A 22,769-nucleotide genomic window follows, 5' to 3' on the forward strand; every position below is an offset into this window, starting at 1 on the left:
AGGCCCGGACATGGAACGCCTCACCGTCGCGCCCGACGCGCCGGACCTGCCGGCCCTGCCGCCCGGCCGCCGGGCCACCATCAAGGACGTCGCCGAGGGCGCCGCGGTCTCCCGCTCCACCGCCTCGCGCGCGCTGACCGGTCGCGGCTACGTCGCGCCGGGCGTGCGCGAGCGCGTCCGGCGCACCGCGCAGGCGCTCGGCTACGTCCCCGACGCCGGGGCCCGGAACCTGCGCCAGCAGGTGAGCCGGTCCGTCGGCGTGCTGGTCTCCGACCTGCGCAACTCCTTCTACGCGGACCTCGCGGCCGGCGTCGGCCAGCAGTCCCGGCGGCGCGGCTACGCGATGATGTTGAGCGACGACAACGGCTCGCCGGAGCGCGAGCTCGAGGCGGCGGAGGCCTTCGTCGCCCTGCGGGTGGCCGGCGTCATCCTCACACCGCTGTCCGCCGAGGTGTCGGAGTACCTGCACCGGCACCGCGTGCCCGTCGTGGAGGTGGACCGTCAGTTCTGCCCCGGCCGCTGCGACGCCGTCGTCGTCGACAACCGCGGCGCCGCGCGGCGGGTGACCGAGGGGCTGCTGGCGCAGGGGCACGTGCGCATCGCGCTGCTCATCGACGAGGCCGACTGGACGACGGGCCGCGACCGCGCGGCGGGCTTCGCGGGCGCGGTCGACGACGCGGGCCGGCCCGTGGAGGCGTTCGTGGTGCGCGCGGGCTGGCACGTGGAGGAGGCGCGCGAGCGGGTGCGCGCGCTGCTGGAGGGGCCGTCCGCGCCCACCGCGCTGTTCGCCGCGAACAACGTCCTGGCGGAGGGGGCGTGGCGCGCCGCGCAGGACCTCGGCCGCCGCATCCCCGAGGACCTCAGCCTCGTCTCGTTCGACGACGCCGCCTGGATGAGCATGGTCGGTCCGGGCGTGACGGCCGTCGCGCAGGACGTCGTGGCGCTGGGCGAGGCGGCCGTCTCCGCGCTGTTCGAGCGCATCGACCAGGCCGACGCGCCGGCCCGCACCGTCATGCTCGCCGCCCGGGTGGCCGAGCGGGGGTCCACGGCGCCGCCGCCGGCGTCGTGACGGCGACGACCGGGCGTCGCCGTCACGACGGGCTCAGCCCTTGCGGCCCTGCGTCGCGACGCCCTCGATGAAGTAGCGCTGCCCGAAGGCGAACAGCGCCAGCATCGGCAGCGTCACCAGCAGCGAGGCGACCATGACGAACTGGTAGTCGCCCTGCCCGCCGGCCGTCGGGCTGTAGCGCGTCATCGCGTACGCGATGCCCAGCGGCGCGGTGAAGTCGCTCGGCTGACCGGCGTTGAGGTAGATGAGCGCGGCCTGCAGGTTGTTCCACGACGCCTGGAACTCGAAGAGCAGGACGATGATGAACGAGGGGATCGACAGCGGCATCGCGATCTTCCAGAACAGCCGCCAGTAGGAGGCGCCGTCGATGCGCGCCGCCTCGAACAGCTCGCGCGGCAGGCCGAGGAAGAACTGCCGCTGCAGGAAGATGTAGAAGGCCGAGCCGAAGAGGTTCGCGCCGAACAGCGGCACCCACGTGCCGAGGAACCCGAGCTCCTTCCAGATGAGGTAGATCGGGATCATCGTCACCGCGCCGGGCAGCATCATCGTCGCCAGCACGAGGCCGAAGAGGATGTTGCGCCCCGGGAAGCGGAAGTAGGCGAACCCGAAGGCGACCAGCGAGCTCGACACAGCCACCGTCACCGCCGCGAGCACCGCGATGAGGACGCTGTTGACCATCCAGCTCGTGACGGGCAGCTCGTCGAAGACCTGGACGTAGTTGCTCCAGTTGAACGTCTCCGGCCACAGCCTGTTGTCGAAGACCTGCCCGCGGCCCTTGAGGCTCGCGGCCAGCAGCCAGACGAACGGGTAGAGGAAGAGCAGGGAGAACAGGCCGAGCAGGACGTAGACGACGACCTGGCCCGCGCGGCGACGTGAGGCCGACCCGCGGGTGCGGTCCCGGGCCGTCCGGCCGCGCGTGTCCTTCGTGGTGCCCGGGACGGGCTGGAGCGGGGTGGTGCTGCCGATGACGGCCATCAGTCCCTGTCCCCCTCGTAGTAGACGAAGCGGTTGCCGAACTTCATCTGGATGAACGTGATGATCATGATGATGACGAACAGCAGCCAGGCCATCGCCGCCGCGAAGCCGAAGTTGAACTGCCGGAACGCCTGCTGGAACAGGTAGATCGCGTAGAACAGCGACGCCTCGGGGGAGGCGTTGGACTGGTCGCGCCAGAACAGCAGGTACGCCTGGTCGAAGATCTGGAACGCGGCGATGGTGAGGATGATGACGTTGAAGAACATCGCGGAGGAGATCATCGGCAGCGTGATGGACCGGAACTTGCGCCACGTGCCGGCGCCGTCGAGCTCGGCCACCTCGTAGAGCTCGCGCGGCACGTTCTTCAGCGCCGCCAGGAAGATGACCATCGTGCCGGACACGCCCCACAGCGTCATGAGGACGATGGACGGCTTGACCCAGTCGGGGTCGACGAGCCACTGCGGCCCCCGGATGCCGATGAGCCCCAGCCCCTGGTTGATCGCGCCGGTGTTGCCGTTGAGCAGCAGGAAGAACACCGCCGCGGTGGCGACGGCCGGGGTCATCTTCGGCAGGTAGTACAGCGTCCGGAAGAAGCCCGCGCCCTTCGTCGCCCGGTTCAGCAGGGACGCGAGGAACAGCGCGAAGGCGATCTCCAGCGGCACGGCCAGCACCGCGTAGAACAACGTGTTGGCCAGCGACGTCGCGACCCGCGGGTCGGTGAACAGGTTCTCGTAGTTCTGCGTGCCGATCGGCGTGGCGACGTTCGTCGCGAGGTTGTAGCGGCTGAAGGAGATGACGAGGCTGTAGATCATCGCCCCGGCGGTGAAGACGAGGAACCCGACGATCCACGGCGAGATGAACAGGTAGCCCGCCATCGCCTCGCGGCGGTCGTACTGCCCGTGGCGCCCCCAGCGCCCCTTGCGACGGCCGCGCTCCGGGAGCGGTGCCGCCCGCGTCGCGCCGGCCGCCACCCGCCCTCGGTCCGTCGCCGACGTCGTGGTGGCGTCGGCCTTCAGCTCGGTCATCGGGCCTCCTCGCACGGGTCACCGCGTCCAGCGGGCCCGGGATGGTGGCCCGGTCGACGCCGACGTGTGGCATCGTTGCCACGCTGCTCGCGACTGTACGTCGCAGCACGGACCGTAGCAACGCTCACCGATCCCGTCGCGGTGTCGACGGGCAGGTCGCGCACGGGTCCCACAGGTCCGATTCGGCCCGGCGTCGCCGAGCGGGTAGCATCGCGCGCCGAGGTAGCGTGTCCGAGCGGCCTAAGGAGCACGCCTCGAAAGCGTGTGTGGGTGAAAGTCCACCGTGGGTTCAAATCCCACCGCTACCGCCACCGACGCCCCGCCCGGGTCCCCCGGGCGGGGCGTCTCGCTGTACGGGATCCTGCCTGCTGCCGTGACTAGAGAGCGAGCGGCTCGAGGATGCGTCCGAGGTCGTTGCGGCCGGTCACCATGACCCGGTAGTCGTCAACTACTCGATGCCCGAACACCGGTACGCCCGCTGCACTCAGCCACTTCGCTGCCGGCTCCGAGCACCACCCGAAGACGAGCAGACCGTGACGGGCCACGGCCGCGTCGGCGAAGAGTGGATAGAGAGATCTGGCGTTCGCCCTCGCGATGCACGCGGGCGGGTGTCTGCTCGGTCAGCGGATCGAGAACCGACCACAGCGTTCCTTCGTGGTCCCACCTCGTCTCCAGGCCTAGGAGGTTGAGGGCGACTTCGACGGCGGCGTCTGCAGTATCCCTGCCGTTGTCAGCCGTCAGCAGCGACGGCGCGCTCATACTCCTGGAAGCCGCGATCGCCCCGAGGCAGGCGCTCGTCAGCGCCTCGATCTGAGCCGGACGGAGCCGTCGTAGGCGATAGGCATCGAGGTAGTCGCAGGCGTCGAGATGCCAGGTCGCGTCATCGGACTCCCAGAAGGTGAGAGTGTGGTCCTCCGTCGACACCAGGACTGCGGCACTCGCCCGTGAGGGCAAGAGCCTCGTCTTCGGCCCACCAGGAACACCTTTCTCGACGAAGCCGCTACCCGCGGCCACCGCCTCCACTGCCACGCCGGCTTGGAGAAGCGAGTCGGCCAACTGGACGGCTAGCGAAGTCGTCTCCTCGCCCCACTTCAGGGGCGACGAGAGGGGTGTCCCGTGAGCGCAGTGCTCCCACATGTCGATGGCGCTCGAGGCAATAATCTCGTCGTCCGTCGAAAGCGGCCAGACAGTGTGCACGAGCCGAGTGGTCGTCGCGCCGGCGATGATCACTCCCACGACGTCGCCAGACCTGCCGATGCCGCACACGACGCGACGGTCCGCGTCCGGGACCTCGATTCGAGCCCTCACGCCATCCGCGAGGTTGACCAGAGGTGTCAGTCCCGGTCGGGCCTTCGTGATAGCCGCTGCGATGCTGCTGGCACGGAGGTTGTAGTGCATCAACTGTATCTCGCCGTAGCTCGGGAAGTTCACGTGTCGTGTCCTCGGTGTCCGTCGGCCGTCTCGGGTGTCCGTGCTCAAGCAGCGAGGCGAGGGGCCATCGACTCCATCTGGTCCATGACCAAGCGGATCGCCGTCGGCTGCTTGTCCGGGGGGTAGTCGTACTTCATGAGCAGGCGCTTGATCGACGAGCGGAGCTTCGCCTTCACGTCGTCCCGCACCGTCCAGTCGGTCTTGACGTCCCGGCGCATGATGGCGACCAGGTCGCGGGCGATGGCCGCCAGGACCTCGTCGCCCTGCGCCTCGACGGCGGACTCGTTGGTCGCCACGGCGTCGTAGAAGGCGAGCTCGTCGCTGTCGAGCGGCGGCTGGAAGTCCGCGCCCCGGTTCTTCTCGTGGGCAACCTCACGGGCCAGTTCGATCATCGCGGCGATCACCTCCGCACTCGTGAGCTGCTGGTTCGTGTACCGGCGCATGAGTTCGAGGAGTCGCTCGCTGAAGGCCCGTTGGCGGACCAGGTTGTGCCGCGTCGCGCCGCGGCTCTCGGACTCGATGAGCGCGCGCAGCGCCTCGACGGCGAGCTGGGGGTTCTCGGCCTCGCGGGCACGGGCGAGGAAGTCCTCGTCGAGGGCGCTGAGGTCGGGGTGCGGCATGCCGGCGGCGTCGAAGATGTCGAGGACCTCGCCGGACACGACGGCACCGGCGACCAGCGCGTTGAGGACGCGCTGCACCTCCTCGGGGATGGCCTCGCCGCGCGCCTGGCGGTCCTCGGCGTCGAACTTCGCCATCCAGACGCGGACCTCCTCGAAGAACTGCGCCTGCGGACGGACGGCGGCGAGCTCGTCGGACTGGCCCGCGATCGCCCACGCCCGCGACAGCCTGCCCGCCTCGACGCGGTAGCGGACGGCGACGGTCTCGGCCGGGGCGTCGTCACCCGCCGTCTCCTCGGGTTTGACCTGCCGGAGGTGGTTCACCGCGCCGAAGACCGCCTGCACGTAGGCCCGCGGGCCGGACCGCGCCAGCGCCGCCTCCCACTCGTACCCCTCGAGCAGCGCCCCGATCCGGCCGAGCAGCTCGTGCACCAGGGCGACGGCGTCCTCGACGCTCCTGCCGACGGGCCGCGTCTCCTGGTCGGTCGGCGAGTACTCCGCCAGTGCCTTCGCCAGGTTGTCGGCGAGCGGCGCGTAGGCCACGAGGAGCCCGTCCTGCTTTCCGCGGAAGGTGCGGTTGACCCGCGCGAGCGTCTGCATGAGCAGGGCGCCGCGCAGCGGCCGGTCCAGGTAGAGCGTGTGGAGCGGCGGCGAGTCGTAGCCCGTCAGCATCATGTCCTTGACGATGACGAGCTCGAGCGGGTCGTCCGGGTCCTTGAGGCGCTGCTTCACCACGGCGTTGTCGGAATCCCGCCGCACGTGGTCCACGACGGGCGGGACGTCGGACGCGGTCCCGGAGTAGACGACCTTGATGACGCCGGCGTCGAGATCCGCCGAGTGCCACTCCGGGCGCAGGGCGACGATCGCGTCGTACAGGCGGGCGCAGATCTCGCGCGTCGCGCCGACGATCATCGCCTTGCCGTGCACCTGCGGCCGGTCGGCCGTGCTCAGCGCCGCGGCCATCGCGGCCCTCCGGGTCTCCCAGTGGGCGACGACGTCCGCGGCCAGCGCCTTGAGGCGGGCGGGGGCGCCGTATACCGCATTGACGACGGCGACGGACCGCTCGATGCGGTCGCGCTCGATGTCGTCCAGGCCTGCCGTCGCCTCGTCGGCCGCCGCGTCGATGAGGTCCTCGGTGACGTCGTCGGCGAGCGTCACCTTGACCAGCCGCGACTCGAAGTACACGGGCACGGTGGCGCCGTCCTTGACGGCCCGCGTCAGGTCGTAGACGTCGATGTAGTCGCCGAACACCTCCTGCGTGTTCCGGTCGGCGAAGGAGATCGGCGTGCCGGTGAAGGCGATGAGCGTGGCGTGCGGCAGGGCGTCCCGCAGGTGCCGGGCGTAGCCGTCGAGGTCGTCGTAGTGGCTGCGGTGCGCCTCGTCGACCACGACGACGATGTTGTGCCGGTCGGACAGAAGCGGATGCCCCGTCCCCGCCTCCCGCTCCGCGAGGGTCCTTCCGAACTTCTGCAGGGTCGTGAAGTAGATGCCGCCCGAGCTCCGGCCCGAGAGCTCGGTGCGCAGCTCGGCACGTCGGGTCACCTGCACCGGCTTCTCCGGCAGCAGGAGGCTCCGGTCGAAGCCCCGGAAGAGCTGCCCGTCGAGCTCGGTCCGGTCGGTGACGACGACGATCGTCGGGTTCGCCAGGCGCGGGTGGCGCAGCACGAGGTTGGTGTAGAGCTCCATCTCCATGGACTTGCCCGACCCCTGCGTGTGCCAGACGACGCCCGCGCGCCTGTGGCTGGCGACCGCCTGCACGGTCGACCCGACGGCCTTCGTGACGGCGAAGTACTGGTGCGGCTTGGCGATGCGCTTGGTGAGGCCGTCGTCGCCCTCGTCGAACGCCACGAACCCGGTCATGAGCTGCAGGAAGCGCAGCTGGTTGAAGACCCCGAACAGGAGCAGGTCCAGCGCGGTGGTCCCGTCGGCCGTCGCGGCCGGGTCGTGGGGGACGCCCTCGTCGTCGACGTTCCAGGGGGAGAAGTGATGCAGCGGGGTGAAGGGGGTGCCGTAGCGCGCGGCGATGCCGTCCGTCGCCACGACGAGGACGCAGGACCGGAACGCCAGCGGGAACTCGCGCAGGTACGTCTGCAGCTGGGCGTGCGCGGCGGCGACGTCGGCCCCCGCCGACCCGGCGCGCTTGAGCTCGATGATCGCGACCGGCAGCCCGTTGAGGTAGAGCACCACGTCGAAGCGGCGCTCGCGGTCCCCGCGCACGATCGTGACCTGGTTGACCGCCAACCAGTCGTTCTCGGCGGGCTCGGTGCTGACCAGCCGGATCGTCGGCGTCTGCTCCTGGCCGTCGCCGTCGATGTAGGTGATGCCCCGGTACCCCTCGGTGAGGTAGCCGTGCACGCGGTGGTTCTCCGTCACCGCGTCCTGCGAGCGGGGCGCCAGGATCTCCGCCGCGGCCTGCTCCAGGTACTCGTGCGGGACCGTCGGGTTGAGCGACCGCAGCGCGGCCCGCAGCCGTGCCGGGATGGCCAGCTCGTCCCAGCTCTCGCGCTCCCCGGAGCCAGGCGCGATGGCCGCGCCGGGCAGCGGGCGCCACATGAGCTCCCCGAGGTCCTCGAGCGCGAGCTGCTCCCACTCGTCCTCGGACATCGTGCCGGTCATCTGTCCTCCTCGGTGCGGCACGAAACCCATGCCTCGTGCCGGTGTCGAGCGGAAGCCATAGGTTTCCCGCGGGAAACCTATGGCAGTCGATCCATGATGGGCGGCTCCGCGGGGTTCATCAGAGGCTCGGGACCTGCTGTGCCGGCCATCGTCCTGCTCTGGCGGTACTCCAGAGCTTGCGGCACGGCTTCGTACTGCAGCACGTCGCCGGCCAGGTCGCGCAGGTGGACGAGCGCCTCGTCCGGCGTCGCGTAGAAGAACTCGCGACGCAGGTTCACGCGATTGACGCGGCGGTCCGCGAGGCGCTGGTGCATCTGGTACTCGATGCCCACCGCGTCGTCGGCGAAGAACAGCGCGTGCACGTCGAAGCCGAACGGCACGGACGCGTCCCCGAGCTCCCGGACGCGGTCGAGCGGGTCCAGGCGTCGCGTCATCCCGACCTTGATCATCGACTCACCGAAGGCACCGATGTTCGAGATGACGTAGACGTAGCCGGCCCGCTGGTTGGCCTCCCGGTAGTCCACCTCGTCCATGGCCCGGTCGACGTCGGCGAGCTGCGCCTCGAGCCGCGAGATGGCCCCCGCGTCACCCGTGGCTCGCACGGCTGCCAGCGCGTTGAGGTAGTGCTCGCGCTCCTTGGCCAGCTTCTCCCGCTCACGCGCGATGTCGGCCTCGACCTTGCGCTGCTCACGCAGCGCCTCCCGCGCGGCGCGCTCGGCCTCCTTCTCGGCAGCAACCTTCGCCACGTAGTCGGCGGTCAGCTCCAGCTCCTGGATGCGCAGCCGGTGGTACGCCGGGGCGATGCGGATGCTCATCGACCTGCCAAGCTTCTCGATAGCGGTCGCGGTCTTCTCCAGCCGCTCGACGGATCGAACCAGCGCGTGCGGCTTCAGGCCGCGGACGAGGGCGTCCGCTTCGCCGTTGTACGCACGCAGCATGAGATTCGACGTCTGGCTCACCATCCGGCGGCCCTCCGCTGCCGAACCGTTCACCGTCCAGCCCGTCGCTGCCTCGATGGCGCCGCCGTCCTTGAGGCCCATCTGCTTTATACGAGCCCGCAGCGAACCGAGGCGCTCCTTGTAGGCCTCTGCGTTGGCCAAGGGGTGCTGGTAGACGTACAGGCCCACTTCCTGCAGCAGGGCCGTCTCCTCCAGCTCGACGACCCGGGCGCGCAGCTCCGAGATCTCAGCCGAGAGTGCCGTGCGCTCGGCCTCGAGCCGCGCCGCCTCGGCCTCGTGCTGGCGCCGCACGTCCGCGAGCTCGCGGTCGAGCGCGTTGCGTGCCTGCTTGTGCGCGACGACGTCGTTGTCCAGCCGATCCTGCGCCGCCCGGCGCTCCTCCTCGAGGGTGACGGCATCGAGCGCACCGACGCGCGCCAGCTCGGCACGCAGGACGTCGGCCTCCCCAGCCAGCTCCCGAGCCTTCCGCCGGGCACCGAACAGAGGGACTGCGCGCCTGGTCGCCTCTGAGAGTGCGGGTGAGGCGTCGGCGACGAGGTGCGGTGCTGGCACAGTTGTCGGCGGAGCGGGCAGGGCCGGCGTCGGCACGTTGACCGGGAGCCAGAACTGCCAGCCATCCGGAGCTGGGGGCCACTCGGGCGGGGGTTGCCAGCCCTCCGGCGGGTACCACCCCGGCGGCGGTGTCGGCCACGTGGGCGGCGAGTTCCAGCCGTACTGCGTCGTCATGCTTGCTCCTCTGCGCGCGTGCTCGTGCTGGCCGGTGCTCTTGCGATCGAAGCGTCAGCCGGTCCGTCCGCTGGTCCAGAACGGATCGGCGGCCCAACCCTCGAACATGCCCATGCCCTGCAACGGCACCTCGGGGTGCTCGCGCACCAGCTCGACGAGCCTGCTGGACCAGCTGCTGCCCGGGGAGACCGTGGAGAGGACGCTCTGGATCGCGACCAGGGCGGGGTAGAGGCGCTGCGCGCGCTCCGGATGCGCCGACAGCTCGTCCCGGTCGTGCAGCCAGGCGACGTCCCGCGCCGCGGGCAGCTTCGGGTAGACGCCGAGGCCGACGTTCCACAGCCGGCCGTGGTGCGCGCAGACGTTCCGCACCCGCGTGAAGGTCCGCAACCACGACGCCAGCAGCGGCTCCTTGATCCCGAGACCCGCGGCGACGGCTGTGCGGTGCGCGCGCTCGCGGAGGTTGCGGACGACGCGCTCGAGCTGGCCGATCGTGAGGAGCTCGACCATGACCCACGACGGGGGCAGTTCCGGCTCGCCGTAGTGGGTGAGGTAGTGCTCCAGCGCTGAGGGGTGCACCACGACGTCGCTCGGCGTCTCCGCGCGCCTGCCGCTCTGGTCGTCGCACTGCCGGCGCACGGCGGCGAGCAACCCCTCGTGCTCTTTGGTTGCTGAGAACCACTGCGGCTCGACGTACCAGTGCGGCCCGCCGATCAGCGCCATCGTGTCCGTGAGGTTGGCCCGCACGGCCACCTCGACGCGCTCCAACCCGTCCATGACGAGCAGGCGAAGCCGCCGGTCGAAGACGTAGAGCCGCAGGACGTCGTCGAACGAGGTCCCCGGCCTCAGCGTGTGGTCACCCTGCCGTACCTGGAACGGGATCAAGTAGGGCGAGAGCCGGTAGTACCCGATGGCCTGCAGGTAGCGGAGGGCGCGGTCCTGATCGGGGACGACCAGGCCGCGGGAGCGCAGCCGCTCGACGAGCAGGTCGTGCGTCAGCGCCGGCTTGGTGTAGCGACTCGTGCCACGAGGGCGCGGCGCGCGGTTCACCATAGAAAAATCCCCCTAGTGCGCATCGTGGAGAGGCGAGGGGGATCTGGTTCCCGGCACGCTACCACGCTCGCTACTCGTCTGCGGCCCGTTCCAGCCCTCGTCCACCGTCCGGCGTAGCGGCGAGCCACACAGCACCGGGCGTAGCGCGGTGCGTGGCGGCCGATCCGCCGGCACAGCAGTCGATTCGGAGACGCGAACCTGGGGCGCGATCGGCCTGGTCATCGATCAGAGCGCCTCTGTCATCACGCGCTCGGCGTCGCGGACGCGCAGGCGGCCGGACATGAGCGCGGGGAGGAGGACGTCGCGTGTGGCCGCGAGGCACTGACTCTCGGCGGACGCGGCGTGCGCGCGGGCGACGACAGCATCGATCTCTGCGACCACCCTCGCAGGCAGCGTGGCTGGGTCCCCGATCTGCGCCGACAGGACGTCGCCCGACTTCACGCGCTGATGGCTGCCCGACGTGCCGGCAACCTGCGACTGCAACGAGTCGCTGAACCGAGGTTGCGCGAGCAGCGACCACAGCAGCGCGGTCGAGCACGAGGTCGGCGCAAGGACCACGAACTCGGTGGAGGCGAGAGCCGACGTGTCGCCGACCTTTGGCACTTCCCATATGCGGGGGATGCGCGGGTTCAGTTTCGACACGAGCACCGCGGGGCTCGTGATCCTGAACTTGCCACTCTTGATCGTCTTTGGATCCACCAACTCTGGCCCTCCTCCCGCGTCGAAGCCAGGGAGGCTGTAGAGGCGCACGGCGTCGGCCGCTAGCGACACAGGGTCCACCATGGTGCGAGTCGTGACCGCTACCGCGTCGAGTGTGACGGTGGTGGTGGTCCGCGAGGCGAGAAGCTGTGCCGTGGCGTGGGCGGCCCTCATGAGACGAACGTTCGCAGCCAGCTTGTCGTCGAGGGCGCCGAGCACCTCGGCGATCGCCCGCTGCTCGGTCAGGGGGGGTAATCGAACGACGGTTGATTCGATCCTTCTAGGTGAGGTGTGTAGGATCTTCGATCCTGTCGCGGTCAGAACGAGTTGCCTGTTGAAGAGCGACGTGCGCGCATACTGAAAAAGAAAATCTCGATCAACTTCGTCCGGACGATCGATGACGACGCGGCCGATACGCTGATTGTGCAGGTAGGTTTCGGCATCGTCCGGGACCAAACCCGGGATGCCGAGAATCTCGCCGCCCTCGGTCTGGCAGGTCATAACAAGCAGCAGATCGCCCGGCGAGAGTCGGAAGGATGACGGATAGTCGCCGCGATATCGATTGATGCGGGACGAGTGTAATCGCAACCCGCCAGAATAGTCAAAGTTCCCGATCGCGGTCACGATCGGATACCCGGCTTCGTCCGTGTATTCCAAGCTCTTGAATGGCCAACCGTGCTCGATGTGGCACACGGTTCCTAGCGTCGTTGATCGCCACTCAGGCATGTACGCGCTCCACCTGCTCGCGCACGACCTGCTCCAGTCGGGCGGACTCGTCGAAGGCGGCGAGCAGCTCGGTGCGGAGGCGGTCGATCTTCGCCTCCAGGGGTTCGGCGTCCTCATCGGCGGCTGCCGCGCCGACGTAGCGGCCCGGGGTCAGGGCGTAGCCGGCCTCCTTGATCTCAGACACCGGCGCCGAGCGGCAGAATCCCGGCACGTCGTCGTACGTCAGGTCCGCCGCCTGGGCGGACGGGGTGCCGCGCCACGCGTGGAACGTGTCGGCGATGCGGGCGATGTCCTCGTCGGACAGGGCGCGCTCGGCGCGGTCGACCATGTGGCCCAGCTCGCGGGCGTCGATGAAGAGCACCTCGCCGCGCCGGTCCGTCGCGCCCCTCGGGCCGGCAGACTTGTCGGTCGCGAAGAACCACAGGCAGACCGGGATGCCGGTGGAGCGGAACAGCTGCGTCGGCAGGGCGACCATGCAGGTCACCAGGTCGGCCTCGACGAGTCGGGCGCGGATCTCGCCTTCGCCGCCGCTCGTCGTCGACATCGAGCCGTTGGCCATGACGACACCGGCCGAGCCACCGGGTGCCAGCTTGGACAGGATGTGCTGGATCCAGGCGTAGTTGGCGTTGCCGGCCGGCGGGACGCCGTAGACCCAGCGCGGGTCGTCCTCGTTGCGGGCCCAGTCCTTGATGTTGAAGGGTGGGTTGGCCAGCACGTAGTCCATGCGCACGTCGGGGTGCTGGTCGCGGGCGAAGGTGTCGCCCCAGCGCGACGCCAGGTTGGCGTTGAGGCCGTGGACGGCGAGGTTCATCTTGGCCATGCGCCAGGTGCGCTCGTTGGCCTCCTGCCCGTAGACGGCGATGGCCTGCGTGTCGGCGTCGTGCCGCTCGAGGAACTTCTCGGTCTGCACGAACATGCCACCCGACCCGCAGCACGGGTCGTACACGCGCCCGGCGTACGGCTCGAGCACCTCGACGAGCACGCGGACCACCCCCGGGGGCGTGTAGAACTCGCCGCCGCGCTTGCCCTCCGCGGCGGCGAACTTGCCGAGGAAGTACTCGTAGACCTCGCCTAGCAGGTCGCGGGCGCGGGTCGCGCCGTTGCCGCGGAAGCGGGTGTCGTTGAACAGGTCGACGAGCTCGCCGAGGCGCCGCTGGTCGACGCTGTCGCGGTTGAAGATGCGCGGCAGGGTGCCGGCGAGGCTCGGGTTCGCGCCCATGACGTGCGACATCGCGCCGTCGATGAGCTCGCCGATCGGCTGGAACGGCTGACCGGCCGACGCCGCGATGCCCTTGGCGTGCTCGGCCAGGTAGCCCCAGCGGGCGGTGGCCGGCACCCAGAAGACGCCGTGACCGGTGTACTCGTCGACGTCGTCGAGCAGGCTCTCGATCTGGTCCTCGCGGAAGCCCTCGGCGGCCAGGTCGGTGCGGATCTGCTCGCGGCGCTCGTCGAACGCGTCCGAGACGTACTTGAGGAAGACCAGACCGAGGATGACGTCCTTGTACTGCGACGCGTCCATGGAACCGCGCAGCTTGTCCGCGGCCTTCCAGAGCGTGTCCTTGAGCTCCTTCATCGTCATCGGTGCGGACGGGTCGGGACGCCGGGAGCGGGGTGGCATACGGGTCAGCCTTCCATCGGGGAGGTGTCAGTGGTGAGCAGGTGGACCGAGCCCGTCGTCGTCGCCTCGACGAGGCGTGCGGTCAGGGCGTCGATGGTGCGCAGCCGTGCCGCGGTGGCGGCGCGGGTGGCGGCGAGGTCGGCCAGGGCGGCGGCCACGGCCGCGGCCTGGCCCGTCGGGAGGAGGGGGACCGGCCAGTCCTGCCAGCGGTGCCCGCGGGTGGCGCCGGCAATGGCGTGCGCGAGCACGTGCGGAACGAGGCCGGGCGGGGCGTCGTCCGTCAGGCGCAGGGCGCGCACGGGCGCGGCCAGGACGGTCAGCCCCTCGGGCTCGACGATCGCGGCCGGCCGCGGCGCGGTGCAGAAGACGACGTCACCGGCTTCGGTCATCCGGCTGCGGGGGTAGGAGCGGGCCAGCACCAGGCGGTCGACGGCCGTGCGTGCTCCGACCTCCGCCGGCGTCGTGAGCGAGGTCGCGGTCCGCACGACGATCCCGGGGTGGTCGCCGAGGTCGTCGGCCTCCATGCGGGTGCCGCGGACAAGGCGCACGTGACCGCGAGCCAGGAGCGTGCCGAGGGTGACCACGGCGGGTCCGCCCTGCGCTCCTGGGACCGGTGCCCACGCGGGCTGGTGACGCTCGTCGGCGGCGAGCTGCGCGAGCAGAGCGGCGAGCTCGTGGGCCTGGGCGGCGGGGTCGCTGCGGGGACGGGCGACGACCGGACGCGCCGTGACGAGGGCGCCGGAAGTGGCGAGGACGTCCCGCGTCGGCACCAGGCGCGTGAAGCGGAACGCGTGCCCCCGTGCGCCCGTCCCGGTCGGGTCGGCGGCAACGAGGTCCGTGACCAGGTCCTCGGCCGCCGCGGCGTCGAGGTGCGTCCCCGGGAGGTCGGCGATCGCAGTGCGGTGGTCGGGGGCTCGGACGTCGGACGGACCCGGTCCAAGGAGCCACAGGCCCAGCCGCTGGTTCGGCTGCGTCGGGCGCAACCGGGCCGGCAGGCGCACGACCGCGCGGACCCGGCCGGAGCGCAGGAGGGTCGCACGCGCCGACTGCAGCGCGCGAGGGAGGCGGTCGCACAGGACGGCGGCCGGCGCCAGCACGACCGCCCGCGCCTCACGCGGCAGGGTCGACTCCAGCGCGGCGAGCGCGTCGACCAGCTCGGCCACCCGGGCGTCGGGCCTCGTCGTGCTCGGCAGCAGGACCAGGCTCGTCGCGCCGGGGGGAGGGGCGACGAGGCCGTCGTCGTCCACGGTCGCGTCCGTCAGCAGCCAGCCGTCGAGCACCAGCAGGCGGCGGGCGTGGCGGGCGGCGGGGGAGTCGTCGGGCGGGAGGGCCACCGTCCGGTCGTCGCGCAGCCGGCTGCTCAGGGGCAGGAGGAGGTCGCTCTCGCCGAACGGCGCCGCGAGGACGGGCGTGTCGTCGGGATCGAGCAGGTCCACGACCAGGCGCGCGACGAGGTCGAGGACGGCCGGGGACGGGCTGTGCGCCGTCACGTCGTCCAGCCCGAGCCGGCGGTGCGACGCCACCAGGGCGTGGGCCGCCGCCGGGGCGGTGTAACGGGCGGTCGTCAGCGCGTCGGCGTGCGCGGCCCACTGCGGCAGGTCGTCGCATAGCGCGCGGAGCTCGCGGTACAGCAGCCGGTCGTCCGGGTCGACCTCGTCGGCGAGGTCGAGCAGGTCCGCGGTGCTCCGCGCGCCGAGTGCGGCGCCGACCGTCGACCGCAGCGTCAGCAGGGCGAGGAGGCCCGTGACGTCGGTGCCCCGGCGCTCGTCGGGCAGGAGGTCGAGCGCCGCATCACCTGCGGCGTCCTGCCGCACCTCGGGGTTGTTGCCACGCCTCGTGCTCTCGAGCCACGCGACGACCTCGTCGAGCGCGAACACGTCGCGCCCCTGGCGACGGCCGGCGGGGGAGGGGAAAGGCATCGAGCCGTCGGCGTGCCTGGTGCGCCACACGGACACCACGGGCCTGCGCACGCGGGCAAGGTGCGCGACGTCCGCGATGGTCACCAGCTGCTGCAGGTCCGGCATCCGCTCACCTCCTTGATGGCGCGGCGACGATAGCGCTGCATGGTGCTCGTCAGTGTCGTAGGACCGATAAGGGGGTCTATCAACCATCCTCTGACAACGGCAGTCCACTTGCACCACGCTTCCTTCGTGATCGAGAGCCGAGAGATCGAGGAGCGCGCCATGACCCAGCACCACAACGCACCGTCCTCGCCGGAGAGCGGCGGACGTGCGCCCTCCCGCCGCCGCGGGCGGCGGTGGCTCTGGCCGGCAGCAGCGGTCCTCTGCCTCGTCGTCGGGATCAGCATCGGTGGAGGCGACGCCGGGGTCAGCGCCAGCCGATACGACGCGGTCGTCGCCGAACGTGACGACCTCGAGGACCAGCTCGCCGTGGCGACCGCCGCCGTGCAGGACGCGCAGGGTGCGACGGCCGACGAGCAGGGCGCGCTGGGCGAGCGGTCCGCGGAGCTGGATGCCCGTGAGGCCGCGCTCCACGCGCGGGAGGACGCCGTCGTCCAGATCGAGCAGACTGTCGCCGCCTCGCAGATCGGCATCGGCACCTGGACCGTCGGCGTCGATTTGGAGCCCGGGACCTATCGCACGGCGGAGCCCGTGACGAGCACCTGCTACTGGGGCATCTACCGCTCGGGGACGAACGGCGAGGACATCCTGCAGAACGACATCGTCAACGGCGGCCACCCGACGGTCACGCTCGCGGAGGGCCAGGACTTCGAGAACGGGTGCGGCACCTTCGTCAAGCAGTGACCTGATCCGCGTGCGGCCTGCCGCAGGGGGGCGGGCCGCACGCTCAGGAATCACCCGGTCGAGCCCCGCATCGGAACCGTCTCTCGCGGTTACCGTCCCACTGTCCCTCCGACGAGAGCAGGAACTATGAGCCAGACCCCCGACGACAAGGCCGTCGTCCAGAAGATCCTCGACCAGATCATCGGATGGGGAGTAGACGGGCTCGGCCCCATCAAGGGCGCGCAGCAGATCGCGGACGAGCACCTCGCCACGCACGGCGACGCAGAGGTAGCGATCCGACGCATCATCGCGACCCACACACGCATCGTTGCCGCGACCGGCTTCGCGTCAGGGTTCGGCGGGATCACGGTCGCGGCTGTCACGATCCCCGCCGACGTCACGGCCTTCTACGTCAACGCCGCGCGGTGCGCGGCTGCCGTGGCCGCTCTCCGGGGGTACGACATCAACTCCGACGAAGTCCGATCCGTCGTCCTTCTCACGCTCCTTGGCTCAGCGGGTGCGTCGATCGTGGCCGACCTCGGGGTGCAACTCGGTACCAAAGCGGCGATCGCGGCTCTGAAGAAGTTGCCCGGCAAGGTCCTGATCGAAATCAACAAGGCCGTCGGATTCCGACTCCTCACTAAGTTCGGCACCCGGGGTGTGATCAACCTCGCTCGCTTCATCCCGCTCGTCGGCGCGGGTGTCGGAGCCGGCGTCAACGTCACGGCCATGAGGGGGGTTGGTATCTACGCCCGCATCAACTTCCCTGTCCTGACGTCGTCGCGCTCTGGCGCCGAGCCGCCTGTACCGCCCGAGGACGGAGTCATGGCCTAGGTGAGACCGTCGACACGAGATCTCGCCGCAGTGCGAGCCTGACCAGCCCGCCGGCGTGCGCCGCGATCGTCGGGCGGCCGATGCCGTAGCCCTGGGCGAGGTCGCAGCCGGAGGCGCGGACGGCGGCCAGCTCCGCCTCCGTCTCCACTCCCTCGGCGATGGTGACGAGCCCGAAGGCACGGGCGAGGGCGACGACCGCGTCCAGCACCTCCCGGCCCTGGGGCGTGACCGCGGCGCGCACGAAGAGCATGTCGATCTTGACCGTGTCGACGGGCAGGGCACCGAGCCGGGACAGGGAGGAGTACCCCGTCCCGAAGTCGTCGACGGCGATCCGGCAGCCGAGCGCGCCCAGCCGCCCCACCTCCCGCGCCGCCGGCCCCTCGTCCTGCGCCAGCGCGGTCTCCGTGACCTCGACCGCCAGGCGGTCGCCGCGCAGGCCGTGCCGGCGCAGGGCGGCCTCGACCCGCCCCGCCAGGCCCTCGTCGGCGAGCTCCGACGCCGCGACGTTGACGCCGACGCGGATGCGCTCGGGCACCGGTCCCGCGGCGACCCAGCCCGCCAGGTCGGCGCACGCCCGCTCCAGCACCGCGTCGGTCAGGCGCCGCGACAGCCCCGCCGCCTCGGCCGCGGGCACGAAGACCGTCGGCGGCACCGGCCCCACGCCGGGGCGGTCCCACCGCGCCAGCGCCTCGAACGCCATGAGCGCACCGTCCGCGACGCGCACGATGGGCTGGTACGCCAGCTCGACCTGGCCCTCGTCGAGCGCCACGACGAGGGCCGCGCGGAGCTCGAGGTCCGCCGACGTCGACTGCCGGAGCGCCGGGCTGAAGACCTCGACGCCGTTCTTGCCGTGCTGCTTCACCGCGTACATCGCGACGTCCGCCGCGCGCAGCAGCTCCGTCGTCGTGGGCGTGGCCTCGTCGCCGGTGAGCAGGGCGACGCCCACGCTGGCGCCGAGGGCGAGGCGCCGGCCGCCGACGCAGAACGGCGCGGCGAGGGACTCGCGCACGCGCTGGGCCGTGCGGACGGCGTCGCGGGCGGCGGACCCGAGGAGCAGGACGGCGAACTCGTCGCCGCCCAGCCGCACGGGGGTCGCGTCGCCCCGGTGCGGGGCGAGCACCGCGCGGAGGCGTCCGGCGACGTCGACGAGCACCTCGTCGCCTGCGGCGTGGCCCAGCGAGTCGTTGACGTCCTTGAAGTCGTCGAGGTCGAGGAAGACCACGGCCAGGGCGCGTCCGTCGGTCCCGTGCGCCTCCAGGGCGGCCGCCAGGCGCTCGCGCAGGCGCTCGCGGTTGGCGAGTCCGGTGAGGGCGTCGTGCCACGCCTGCTCCCGCAGCCGGGCCTCCGTCGCGGCCAGGCGGCGGACGAGGGCGCGGTTCTCGGCGAGGGTCAGGCTCTGCCGCAGCAGGACCAGGACGACGACGACGCCGGCGGTCACGGCCTCGGGGAGGGGCACCGTGCCGCGCCACTCCTGGACCGCGAGGGTCACCGCGGCGGGCCCGATGAGGACGTAGGGCGTGTACAGGACGGTCGACCGCGTCGTGCTGACGGTGTGGCGCGTGCTCGTGCCGTCGTACACGACGGTCGCCAGCGCCAGCAGGGCGAACCCGGGCGCCGCCCCGAGCGCGGGGGCCCCGACGAGCCCTGCGACGCCGGCCGCCCCGACGAGGAGGATGCCCGCGGCCGTCAGGGCGGGCATGAGGCGCCGGTCCGGCGGCATCTCGCTCAGCGCCACGCCGGCGCACATCGACGCCGCGGCGACGGTCCCGAAGGCGGCCCCCAGGAGCGCCGGCAGACCAGGGATCCCGTGGTCCGGCGTCGGCCACACCCCGCCGAGCACGGCCGCCCAGGCGACGACGAACACGCTGGCCGCCCCGACGACGCCGTCGACCGCCAGGCGCACCCGCGTGAGCGTGCTGCTCGCGTGCGAGGCGAGCCACCACGCCGCCGCGTGACCGACGGGGAAGGCGACCGCGCCGACGGCGGCCAGGGCGGCCGGCCACCCGGCGGCCGCCACGACCGGGACGAGCAGCCACGCCGCGCTCGCGACCGCGTTGGCCTGCCAGGCGCTGCGGCTGCGCGGCCCACCGGCGCGGCGGGACGCCACGAGCGCGGCGAGCACCGCGACGACGGCGGCGCCGGCGTCGAGGGCGAGCCCGGCCGGCCCGGCGCCGACGCGCCAGCGCAGCAGGCACAGGCAGACGAGGGCCACGGCCGCAGCCGCCACCCCCGCCACCGGTCCCCGGCGCCACCGCCGTCCCGTACCGCGCACCCGTCGCACCCCCTGCGACCACCTATCGACCGCCGGGCCGCCGGGACTTGAGGGGAGGGGCGGGCGCCACCACGACCGCGTGCCGGGATCGCCCGGTCGGGCGATCCCGGCACGCCATCCGGCACGCGAGACCGGGCAGGGCGTCAGGCCCTCGGGGGATCGGCGCACAGGAGGCCGCCGAGCCGGCGCCACCCCGGGCGCGGCAGGATGGGCGTGTGCCCGCTCCGGAGGTCCTGCGGCTGGCCGGGACGACGGCACTGCTGCTGCTCGTGGCGGTGGCCGCGGCGATCGGGGCCCGTACGGGCGGTGTCCGCGACCTCGTCGTGGCGGTGGTGCGCGGGGCGGCGCAGCTCGCGCTCGTCGCGGCGGTCATCGGCTGGGTGTTCCGCCACCCGGGTGCGGTGGCGCCGTACCTGCTCGTCATGGTGGTCGTCGCGACGGCCACCGCCACGCGGCGCATCGGGCACGGTCGCACCCTGGCGCCGCACGTCGCGGCGGCGGTGGTGTCGGGTGCCGCGGTGGTGGTGGTCGTCGCCGTGGGCACCGGCGAGGTGCCGCTGGACGCCCCGACGCTGCTGCCCTACGCGGCGCAGGTGATCGGCGGTGCGATGGTCGCCGCGGCGCTGGCGGGGCAGCGGCTGCGCGACGACGTCCGCGACCGGTGGGACGAGGTCGAGGGCTGGCTGGCGCTGGGGGCGCAGCCCGGGCAGGCGGTGGCCCCGCTCGCCCGCCGGGCCGCGGCGCGCGCGCTCGTGCCCGCCGTCGACCAGACCCGCAGCGCCGGCCTCGTCACCCTGCCGGGCGCGTTCGTCGGGCTGCTGCTCGGCGGCGCGAGCCCGTGGCAGGCGGCGGAGCTGCAGGTGCTCGTCCTCGCCGGGATGCTCGCGGCCGAGGCGGTGTCCGCCGCCGTCCTCGTCCGCCTCGCGGGGCCGGTCCTGGCCGCCGCACGCCCTCGGCCTGGAGCGCCCTGACGGTCCAGGCCCGGTACGACGGTGCCGACCGGAGCTCAGATGTCGGCGACCGTCGCGCGGTACTCAGGGCTGGCGAGGATCCCCGCGATGATGCGCTCGCTGCGTTCGCCGGCCTGGATCGCGCGGACCCAACCCGCCGCTCCGGCGGGGTCGGCCGGTCGGTGCAGGTACTCGCGGTAGTACCCGTCCACGACGTCGGTGAGGTGCTCGGTGGAGTAGAGGAAGCCCCGTGCGACCTCGGACCGGTCGGCGCGGGCCGTCACGGCGGTCCACCACTGCACCTCGTCGGCCCGCGCGGGACGACCCAGGACGTCCTCGTAGAGGGCGCGGACCCAGCTGGCGTCCGTGCCGCCGGCGCGCAGGTGGTACTCGGGTGCGGCGATGAAGCCGGACTCCATCTGCTGGATGGGCATGCCGGACCGCATGGCCCGGAGCCACCCTGCCGTACCGGGGTCGTCGGGCTCGCGGCCGAGGTAGTGCCCGTACGCCTGACGGACGAGCCGGGTCCGGAACTCGTCGGAGGCGGTCAGGCCGTCGGCCACCGCGCTCGGCGTCATCCCGCCGAGCAGCGCGTGGACCCAGCCGTCGAGGCCCGCCTCGTCGGCGTCCCGGCGGAAGATGGCGAGGTACACGGCGCGCACGTAGGCACGGGCGCGGGAGTCGGCGGTCGCGACGACCGCTGCGCGCACGGCGAGCGAGGTCCCGTCGGTGAGCGCCGCCTCCACCGTCAGGTAGCCGGGCGGGCCCACCTGCCAGCCCGTCGTCGGGACCTCCAGCCGGGCGCCGTCGGGCGACGTCCGCGGCCCCGTGCCGAGGGTGGTCTCCGACGACCCGCCGCCCACGTTCCAGCCCTGCACCAGCAGCGGCGCTCGGAGGCGAGTGGTCCACGTCCCGGGCGGGGCCACGAGGACGGCGTCCGTCCCGTACGGCACGTCGGGCACCCGGAGCGCCGCGCTGTCCCGGACCACGTCGGGAGCCGGGAGCGCCCGGTCCACCACGGCGGGCGCCGTCGCCGCCTCGAGCACGACGTCGACGACGAGATCGACCGTCCACGACCCCGTCGCGTCGGCGAGCCGGACGTCGACCTGGACGCTGCTCGGCGTCGGCGTCCCGTACCGGGCGAGGTCCGCCAGCGCGGCGGGGAGGTCGACGACGACGGTCCAGTCCTCCCGACGCGCCCCCTCGAGGGTGGGGTGCTGACCCCCGAGCACGCGGACCTGACCGGGGGCCGGCCCGGCCACCGGCAGGGTGTGCAGGTCCTCGGGCAGCGCGAACTGCACCGTCGCGGAGCGCGGCGCCCGGAGTGCGCGGCCGCCGGCCGTCGTCCACCGCCGTTCGGCACGGCGTCCCACCAGGGTGCTGCCGACGACCGCCGGTGTGGTGGCGACGACGTCGGCTGACGTCCCCGCGACGGCGGGCGGGCCGGCCCCGTCGGGCTCGGCGCTCGCCGGCAGCGCCGCCACGGGCGCGACGAGGGCGAGCACGCCGAGGACGGCGAGAGCGACGGGCGCGAGGCGCAGGCGGGGTGGCACGGTCGACCCATCGGGTGCGAGACGTGCGACGTGACCCGTCGGCAAGGGACTGCCTCCTCTGGTCCTGTGCCAGCCTGGGCGCGTGACCAGCACATCGCCCGCCCCGGACCCGCACGCCCGCACCAGCGCCACCGTGCCGAACCTGCGCGACGTCGGCGGTCGCACGACGGCGGGGGGCGGCGCGGTCCCTACCGGTCTGCTGTTCCGGTCGGGCGAGCTCGCGGACCCCGGCGTGGCCGCCGACGAGGCCGTGGCGGCGCTGCGGCTGGCGGTCGTCGTCGACCTGCGGACGGCCGCCGAGGTGGCGCAGCGCCCGGACCACGTGCCCGCCGGCGTCGCCCGCACGCATCTCGACGTGCTGGCGGACCAGCCGGGCGACGCGGCCGCGCAGATCGCGCACCTCCTGGGCGCCCCGGGCGCCGCACCCGCCGAGCCGGTCGTCCTCGACGCCGCCGCGCACATGCGCGAGACCTACCGCGACCTCGTCCTGTCCGGCTCGGCGCGCCGGGGCTACGCGGCGTTCCTGCGGACGCTGCTCGGCGCGGACGGGCGGCCGGTGCTGGTGCACTGCACCGCCGGCAAGGACCGCACGGGGTGGGCGGTGACGCTCGTGCTCGAGCTCGCGGGCGTCGACGAGGCCGGCGTGCTCGAGGAGTACCTGGCGGTGCGGCCCGCCGTCGCGACGATGTTCGCGCCTCTGCTGGAGCGCGTGGCGGCGGCCGGGCTCGACCCGGCGCTCGTCGCCCCCATGGTCGAGGTGCGCGAGGAGTACCTGGACACGGCGCGTGCCGTGCGCGCCGAGCGGTACGGCACGGCGGACGGGTACCTCACCGAGGGGCTCGGGCTGTCCGACGACGAGGTCGCCGCGCTGCGGGCGCTCCTGCGCGGCTGACCCCCGACGCGCC

Annotated in this window: 16 protein-coding genes and 1 tRNA gene; 6 read left to right on the plus strand and 11 right to left on the minus strand. The window is 72.5% G+C overall.

Going from position 1 to position 22,769, the window contains the following annotated elements; all coding sequences use genetic code 11:
* Window positions 1-10 precede the first annotated feature (10 nt).
* Window positions 11-1,069, plus strand: a complete 1,059-nt coding sequence (locus tag BM048_RS14625) for a LacI family DNA-binding transcriptional regulator (RefSeq protein WP_090034169.1) — start codon at window positions 11-13, stop codon at window positions 1,067-1,069.
* 33 nt (window positions 1,070-1,102) lie between these two features.
* On the opposite strand, the gene BM048_RS14630 is transcribed toward BM048_RS14625, so the two are convergent.
* On the minus strand, window positions 1,103-2,044 hold the full coding sequence (locus BM048_RS14630) for a carbohydrate ABC transporter permease (RefSeq protein WP_090034171.1): 942 nt from the start codon (window positions 2,042-2,044) through the stop codon (window positions 1,103-1,105).
* On the minus strand, window positions 2,044-2,919 hold the full coding sequence (locus BM048_RS14635) for a carbohydrate ABC transporter permease (protein WP_239078895.1): 876 nt from the start codon (window positions 2,917-2,919) through the stop codon (window positions 2,044-2,046). The genes BM048_RS14630 and BM048_RS14635 overlap by 1 nt, the downstream gene beginning before the upstream one ends.
* Before the next feature lie 371 nt (window positions 2,920-3,290).
* Between BM048_RS14635 and BM048_RS14640 the strand changes: the two genes are divergently transcribed.
* Window positions 3,291-3,380 (plus strand) — tRNA-Ser (locus tag BM048_RS14640).
* A 133-nt stretch (window positions 3,381-3,513) separates the two neighbouring features.
* Here the strand turns inward: BM048_RS14640 and BM048_RS14645 are convergent.
* The 7 genes from BM048_RS14645 to BM048_RS14675 form a co-directional block, all read right to left on the minus strand.
* Window positions 3,514-4,500 carry a hypothetical protein gene (locus BM048_RS14645; protein WP_090034174.1) on the minus strand — a complete coding sequence of 329 codons (987 nt, stop codon included), beginning with the start codon at window positions 4,498-4,500 and terminating at the stop codon, window positions 3,514-3,516.
* A gap of 44 nt (window positions 4,501-4,544) precedes the next feature.
* Window positions 4,545-7,733 carry a type I restriction endonuclease subunit R gene (locus BM048_RS14650; protein ID WP_090034176.1) on the minus strand — a complete coding sequence of 1,063 codons (3,189 nt, stop codon included), beginning with the start codon at window positions 7,731-7,733 and terminating at the stop codon, window positions 4,545-4,547.
* 77 nt (window positions 7,734-7,810) lie between these two features.
* Window positions 7,811-9,418: an SNIPE associated domain-containing protein gene (locus BM048_RS14655; protein ID WP_090034177.1), complete on the minus strand. Its 1,608-nt coding sequence runs from the start codon at window positions 9,416-9,418 to the stop codon at window positions 7,811-7,813.
* 54 nt (window positions 9,419-9,472) lie between these two features.
* Window positions 9,473-10,468 carry an Abi family protein gene (locus BM048_RS14660; RefSeq protein ID WP_090034179.1) on the minus strand — a complete coding sequence of 332 codons (996 nt, stop codon included), beginning with the start codon at window positions 10,466-10,468 and terminating at the stop codon, window positions 9,473-9,475.
* A gap of 225 nt (window positions 10,469-10,693) precedes the next feature.
* Window positions 10,694-11,893 carry a restriction endonuclease subunit S gene (locus BM048_RS14665; RefSeq protein WP_090034180.1) on the minus strand — a complete coding sequence of 400 codons (1,200 nt, stop codon included), beginning with the start codon at window positions 11,891-11,893 and terminating at the stop codon, window positions 10,694-10,696.
* Complete coding sequence (locus tag BM048_RS14670) at window positions 11,886-13,511, minus strand: class I SAM-dependent DNA methyltransferase (protein WP_090034182.1); 1,626 nt, start codon at window positions 13,509-13,511, stop codon at window positions 11,886-11,888. Before BM048_RS14670 ends, BM048_RS14665 begins: the two co-directional genes overlap by 8 nt.
* Window positions 13,512-13,516: 5 nt before the next feature.
* Entirely contained in the window at window positions 13,517-15,535 is a 2,019-nt protein-coding gene (locus BM048_RS14675) for a hypothetical protein (protein WP_090034184.1), read from the minus strand.
* Between the two features lie 126 nt (window positions 15,536-15,661).
* Here BM048_RS14675 and BM048_RS14680 point away from each other — a divergent pair, with 126 nt between their 5' ends.
* On the plus strand, window positions 15,662-16,276 hold the full coding sequence (locus BM048_RS14680; RefSeq protein WP_139224471.1) for an Rv1352/Rv1906c domain-containing protein: 615 nt from the start codon (window positions 15,662-15,664) through the stop codon (window positions 16,274-16,276).
* A gap of 126 nt (window positions 16,277-16,402) precedes the next feature.
* Complete coding sequence (locus BM048_RS14685; protein ID WP_090034188.1) at window positions 16,403-17,089, plus strand: EcsC family protein; 687 nt, start codon at window positions 16,403-16,405, stop codon at window positions 17,087-17,089.
* Here the strand turns inward: BM048_RS14685 and BM048_RS14690 are convergent.
* Complete coding sequence (locus BM048_RS14690) at window positions 17,079-19,301, minus strand: putative bifunctional diguanylate cyclase/phosphodiesterase (RefSeq protein WP_139224472.1); 2,223 nt, start codon at window positions 19,299-19,301, stop codon at window positions 17,079-17,081. The two genes, BM048_RS14685 and BM048_RS14690, sit on opposite strands and share 11 nt — an antisense overlap.
* Window positions 19,302-19,576: 275 nt before the next feature.
* Between BM048_RS14690 and BM048_RS14695 the strand changes: the two genes are divergently transcribed.
* Window positions 19,577-20,332 (plus strand): ABC transporter permease, encoded by a 756-nt coding sequence (locus tag BM048_RS14695; protein ID WP_090034191.1) that lies wholly within the window; start codon window positions 19,577-19,579, stop codon window positions 20,330-20,332.
* 35 nt (window positions 20,333-20,367) lie between these two features.
* Here BM048_RS14695 and BM048_RS14700 read toward each other — a convergent pair whose 3' ends face one another.
* On the minus strand, window positions 20,368-21,864 hold the full coding sequence (locus tag BM048_RS14700) for a DUF4214 domain-containing protein (protein WP_175499568.1): 1,497 nt from the start codon (window positions 21,862-21,864) through the stop codon (window positions 20,368-20,370).
* Between the two features lie 82 nt (window positions 21,865-21,946).
* On the opposite strand from BM048_RS14700, the gene BM048_RS14705 reads away from it, so the two are divergent.
* Complete coding sequence (locus tag BM048_RS14705) at window positions 21,947-22,756, plus strand: tyrosine-protein phosphatase (RefSeq protein WP_090034231.1); 810 nt, start codon at window positions 21,947-21,949, stop codon at window positions 22,754-22,756.
* Window positions 22,757-22,769: the final 13 nt, after the last annotated feature.

Origin of the sequence: Cellulomonas marina, from assembly GCF_900111925.1 — a bacterium.
GTDB lineage: Bacteria > Actinomycetota > Actinomycetes > Actinomycetales > Cellulomonadaceae > Cellulomonas > Cellulomonas marina.